The 249-nt window shown below is 42.2% G+C and carries 1 pseudogene; it reads right to left on the minus strand.

What is annotated here, in order from left to right:
* Positions 1–249 (minus strand): annotated as a pseudogene (locus GNF10_RS37665) (hypothetical protein); the annotation flags it as partial.

Raw genomic sequence — 249 nt, forward strand, 5'->3', positions numbered from 1 at the left:
GAACATAACCTTGTCCTATTTGGTCTGGTTGTGGCGATTGTCCATAAAGATAAATGCCATCTTTCTTTGGTAAACTAAACTTCGGTGCGATCGCTGTTTCTTTTTCGGCTTTTTGATTCTTTGTTTGTGCTAAATCTTCACTAACTGGGCTGAAGCTCATCAAGGTAGGAGTCAGGGAACTATGTGGTTGGCCATACGTCGATAGGGTTATAGAAGTAAGTGACGATACTTCCCTACTCTGTACAGGCT

Origin of the sequence: Nostoc sp. UCD121 (genome assembly GCF_014222285.1) — a bacterium.
Classification (GTDB): domain Bacteria; phylum Cyanobacteriota; class Cyanobacteriia; order Cyanobacteriales; family Nostocaceae; genus Nostoc.